The organism is Nocardioides luteus (assembly GCF_000960475.2).
In the GTDB taxonomy this organism is placed as follows: domain Bacteria; phylum Actinomycetota; class Actinomycetes; order Propionibacteriales; family Nocardioidaceae; genus Nocardioides; species Nocardioides luteus_A.
Genome location: NZ_JZDQ02000069.1, coordinates 1 through 4,700, shown reverse-complemented (window position 1 = coordinate 4,700; position 4,700 = coordinate 1). Strand labels below are relative to the sequence as shown.

Sequence of the window (4,700 nt, the reverse complement as noted above, 5' to 3'; positions counted from 1 at the left end):
TCCAGGACGGGTTCAAGACGGAGAAGGCCTCGGGCAAGTTCCAGGACGGTTACTCGGAGATGACCACCGGTCTGAAGGACGCCATTGCTGGTGTCGAGGACATGGCTCAGGCTCTGCGGGACATGGCGACCGCGATCCAGGACCTGGACAGCCAGCTCGCGGGCGGCTGATTCACAACGCTCGCCAGATGGTGGGCTGGCATCTGCCGGCCCACCATCTCCCATTCTCGATCATGCGCCGCGGTGACGACGCCCGGCGGCGCGCTCCAGTAATAACGTGAAAGGCGCGTTTCATGGCGGACATCTTGATCAAGATCGCCGAACTCGAGACGGTCAAGAGATCGTTGGATTCGATCGTCGATGAGTTCGAGAACGCCACCGACAGCTCGGAGGACCTCGAGGCCGACATCGGCGATCCGTTCGACAGGAGTGAACTGCGCGACAAGGCGTGTGACTTCGAAGAGCGCTGGGACGACAAGCGCAACGACCTCAAAGACAGCTTGAAGAAGGTCAGTGAGCACATCAAGGGTGTCATCGACGGGATTGAGGACTGGGACAGTGAGACTGCGCTCCAGTTCCAGCCCAAGAAGTAGAACCTCTTAATCTTCATTGCTCCTGACGGAAAGGAAAACTCATGTTCGGTGGAATGCCGGATTCCCCGAAGGGGCGCGAGATCAAGACGGTCGAGGGTTCACCTTCAGGGATCATTGCGCGTGGGACCAAGATCGAAGAGCTTGGCAAGAAGATGGACGCCGCCGCAGACACGCTGCGGACGATCAAGGAGAACACCTTCGCCGGTGGTGAGCAACAGGGCAAGGCCATCGAGAAGCTCCAAGAGACCATTGGTGACTCATACAAGGTCCTCGAGGAGGCCGCCGACCTCTACAAGCCCGTAGGTCCTGTGATCGTCAAGTATGGCGAGATGCTGGAGACCTACAAGCCGATCATCGACCGGTCGGCTTCGGCCTGCAGCGACCTCTGGGACACGTACGACGCCCTGCCCGGTGACAAGGACGACAGCATGACCGAGGATGACGGTGGCTTCCTCGGTATCGGTGACACGGACAAGGAAGAGGCGGCCGAGAACAAGGCCAAGAAGGAAGCCTACGACAACTGGGAAGACGAGGCCGAGCGTTTCGACACCTGGTATGACGTGTGGGAGGACGGCTTCGACGAGGCTGTCAACGGGATCTCAGACGGGTTGTCGGGTGCTATTGAAGATAGTACGTGGGACAACATCGGAGACTTCATCAACGCAGCTTACGAGGTGTTGACCTGGGCAGCCATGATCATCGCCGTTGTTGCGATCTTCTGCACCGGGCTGGGTGCTCTCGCTGCTATTCTCGCCCTGCTTGCGTTCGGTCTGTCCTGCATCAAGTTCGCCTACGGCCAACAGAGTCTGGGCCAGTTGGGCCTGGACGCGTTGGGCATCATTCCGGTCACAAAATTGAGCAATGTGACCAAGCTTGGGCACCTGATCAACATTGGCGCTCGAAAGGGCAGCAACGTTGGAAAGGCCGGATCCAAGGTTTGGGGCTCGATGGCCAAGGGGCCCATCGGGGATCTGACTAAGGCGGCTCGGGCTAAAGACGCCCTGGGGATCAGAAGCGGATCTGAAATGCTTGAGCAGTTGATCGGAAAAAACGCCAAGAACTTCCGCACAGACAACTTGAAGATGTACATCGGAAACTATCAGGGCCTGAAGGCAGGCCTGGGTGAATTCCGCAAAATGACCAACTTCGAGTTCCGATTGCAGCAAATTGGAACAACTCTCGGCACCGTCGGAAATGCCGGCAAGCTCACCCAGGGAACTGACCATTTCGACCCCATCCCAATCGACATTCCTGAGGTCAAGATTCCCGGTATACCTGCATGGGTTAGCTTCTAGGCCGTTTGACTGCGACAGAAATCCAGAGGTGCCGGAATGGCGAAGTGGACACTAGAACTGGTTGAAGACCTTGATGTGCCGGGTTGGATCCCCGTCCCCGAAAAATTGACGCCACCTGAGTGTGAACAGTGGATTGCCAGTACTTCGGAGTCGCTTGGGTACCTCGTTGGTACACCGCGATGGGACGGAGAGGCGTCGACGTCGGCGGACATTCGTGCACTCTTGCAAATGTCTCTCGTTGAACGAGAGCGGTCCGACGCATACGCGTTGTTTCAGGTATGGCCGGTCATGTCGGCCGCAGCAGTGACATGCCACTTGTACGTCGTGGAAACCGAGTCTCTACCGGATGTTGCGAAGTGGGGCGGAATCCTCCACGCAGCCAACGCCGCCCATATCGGTCCAGGCGTGCAGCTGTCCGCCCGCAATGAGTTGCTTTTCGACGGCGGAGTTGTCTTGCTGGAATCGGTGAATTACTTGTTCACTGATGGTGAGGTCTCGCTGTTGTTGGGTGTGGATGACTGCATTCCGCAACTAGCGACATCGGTCGTCCGCGGTCTGTCCATCTTCAAAGACCTCCTTCGAATGGTTCGTGAAGACGGAAAGGTGTTCGAGTCGGTCCTTCTGCCAGACGCGCCGATCGACGAGTCTTGGCCGATCGAGGAAATCGGGGCGGCGCAGTGAGTCTACGTGATGAGCTTGGCGTGCGTAAGTCTGTGGATTTCTCGATCCAGCTTCCGCGTGGCTGGTCGCGCTTCGACATCGATGAAGGGCGCGACATCCTGCTCGCCGGAATGAAGAAGCGATTTATGGAAGGGCATCGGCCCGATCTTTTCGCGGATGCCAAGGTGACGTTTGACAAGGCGTTCGAAGGAATGCGGGCCAATGGCGTCTTTGCGTTCTTCGCTCCGGCGGTTGATGATCCTGGCGCCACAATCATCCCAGCGTCGATCAATGCGTCAATTCGTACAGGGGCGCCTGCGCAGCCCTTGGACAAACTGGTTCACGATGCAATCAAGAGGTTCGGCGCAAAACCGCTGTTTGGCGACCCCAGAACGATACGCTTCGAGCGTGAGCGGGTAGTCGATCTCGGCGGCGAATCGGTAGTGAATCACTCGCTGGTCTATCTCACTCCGATTCCAGGCACGCGGCGACGCGAGGCATTGCAACTCGTTGCGGGATTCGCGCGGACTCTGGATATCGAAGCGGATTCGCCTCCGATAGTCGCGACGCGGGCCCTACTTGATTCATGCGTCGCGACGCTCAGTTGGCCGCGCTCGACGGTTTGACGTATTCTCAACCCTTGAACGATGGAAGGCTCCAAGTGCTATTGTCAGGAAAAGGTCCATCCGCTCGTGAATGGGCAAAGACGGCGGACATCAGGACACCTGTGAAGTGGGGTGACCTCGAGCGGGAGATCATCTCGCTGAAGCTCGTGCCGGAAGAAGGTGTGGGTAGGCCGAACCTGCTGCTAGGTATGGTCATGATCCTGACGAGTCTAGTGCTTTCGATGTTTTTTCTTTCGCCTGTACTTGGAGCAGCTTTTGTTGCTTGGGCGACCATGGTCGATTCCCGTGGGACGCAGGAAAGCCTCGTGACTCTTGCGATCTTCATGTTCGTTGTATCCATCGTTGTGACCGTAACGTCGATTCGTACGTGGTGGAGCACTCGGTCTCGTTCGACGGTGTCAATTATGGGCGGGATAGTAGTGATCGTTTCTGTCGTCGCGACCTTTGCTGTTGGTTTGTCGTACGACGGGGAGCTCCCTGGGTCCTGGCTTGAAGTGTTGGCCCTTGCTGCAGGATTCCTAGGGATCGCCGCTGTCGTGCTGAACCTGGCGTCAGACCGGGACCGGAGCAGTGGGGGTCCAAAGTCGGGCAGGGAGCAACGGCGCTACGATGCGGCGCGTGAAGAAGTTGTGGACGTTCTTGTCGAGCGTGGGCTTGTCGTTTTGACGCCGGATCAGCGGCGGAGGATGCAGCGGATGCGTGTCGGAACGTGGCACAAGTTTGACGCCCAAGGTCGCGTATAGATGACCTAGATGCCAATCATCGGACGGAGTCAGTATGGGGTCGGAACGAGGCAGAAGCGCTGAACTCAGCGCACCTGCCGATATGGTATTTCGTGCAGCGCTTGGTATCGCACAGAATGATGAGACGTGCGAGGTCAAGGCTGTCCATAACGAAGGTCACGCGCTGATCCTGTGGCGGAGAACAAAAGCACTCTCGTGGCCCAAGCTCATTATGATTCGCGCCGTCGAGAATGGCTCTGAATCATCGGTCAACGTCGCGGTCCAGAGTCTTCCGGAGGGTGCTGGCGGCCTGATCGATGGTCGTCGGAACTCAAAGCTCGTCGACGAGTACATTCGTGGCATTGAGGATGTGTTGAGTGGTACTACCAGTGCGCCCGCGAGGGCGGTGGTATCGCACTATGTTCGCGATGATGGCACGGAAGTGCCGTGGGATGACCCGGATGAGTTCCCGGACTTCTGAGTCTTCTCTGAATCCCGGTCGGGGCTTACAGAATCGGGAGCTCGTCGCTGTCGAGTCGCCGTGGCGCGCCGCATCTTCCTGTCGTGAGGACGATGTGCACCGAGCGTATGTAGTCTGCTCTCGGTTCCGGCCGCTCGTGCCATCGGTTGTTGATGCATCGGTGAGCGTCAGGTACGGCTGCGATCGCGACCGTGGCTGCGGCGAGCGGGTAGAACAAAAACTGCATATGAAGATGGCAACGAATCCGTTAATACGCTTCACAAGCCTGTGAGGCGTGGCCTACGGTGACCAGCGGCTGCCCAACGGGCACCGTGTAATGAAATC

6 protein-coding genes are annotated in these 4,700 nt (G+C 57.9%); all 6 read left to right on the top strand.

The window, feature by feature from the left end; translation table 11 throughout:
• Positions 1-292 precede the first annotated feature (292 nt).
• The 6 genes from UG56_RS27235 to UG56_RS28125 are packed head-to-tail and all read left to right on the top strand — an operon-like array spanning position 293 to position 4,376.
• Entirely contained in the window at positions 293-592 is a 300-nt protein-coding gene (locus tag UG56_RS27235; protein WP_045548176.1) for a hypothetical protein, read from the top strand.
• A 41-nt stretch (positions 593-633) separates the two neighbouring features.
• A complete protein-coding gene (locus UG56_RS27230; protein WP_045548175.1) occupies positions 634-1,887 on the top strand; it encodes a hypothetical protein in 1,254 nt (417 codons plus the stop codon).
• A 36-nt stretch (positions 1,888-1,923) separates the two neighbouring features.
• A complete protein-coding gene (locus tag UG56_RS27225; protein WP_143055227.1) occupies positions 1,924-2,568 on the top strand; it encodes a hypothetical protein in 645 nt (214 codons plus the stop codon).
• Positions 2,569-2,588: 20 nt separating this feature from the next.
• The gene (locus tag UG56_RS28130) at positions 2,589-3,173 is read left to right on the top strand and encodes a protein TPRXL (protein WP_143055226.1); all 585 of its coding nucleotides are present in this window, start codon (positions 2,589-2,591) and stop codon (positions 3,171-3,173) included.
• A 14-nt stretch (positions 3,174-3,187) separates the two neighbouring features.
• The gene (locus UG56_RS27220) at positions 3,188-3,916 is read left to right on the top strand and encodes a hypothetical protein (RefSeq protein WP_143055225.1); all 729 of its coding nucleotides are present in this window, start codon (positions 3,188-3,190) and stop codon (positions 3,914-3,916) included.
• A gap of 34 nt (positions 3,917-3,950) precedes the next feature.
• The gene (locus UG56_RS28125; protein WP_143055224.1) at positions 3,951-4,376 is read left to right on the top strand and encodes a hypothetical protein; all 426 of its coding nucleotides are present in this window, start codon (positions 3,951-3,953) and stop codon (positions 4,374-4,376) included.
• The last annotated feature ends 324 nt before the right edge of the window (positions 4,377-4,700 follow it).

Coding starts and splice junctions, on each gene's coding strand:
- UG56_RS27235 (WP_045548176.1), top strand. CDS start 293: ATGGCGGACATCTTGATCAAGATCGCCGAACTCGAGACGGTCAAGAGA.
- UG56_RS27230 (WP_045548175.1), top strand. CDS start 634: ATGTTCGGTGGAATGCCGGATTCCCCGAAGGGGCGCGAGATCAAGACG.
- UG56_RS27225 (WP_143055227.1), top strand. CDS start 1,924: ATGGCGAAGTGGACACTAGAACTGGTTGAAGACCTTGATGTGCCGGGT.
- UG56_RS28125 (WP_143055224.1), top strand. CDS start 3,951: ATGGGGTCGGAACGAGGCAGAAGCGCTGAACTCAGCGCACCTGCCGAT.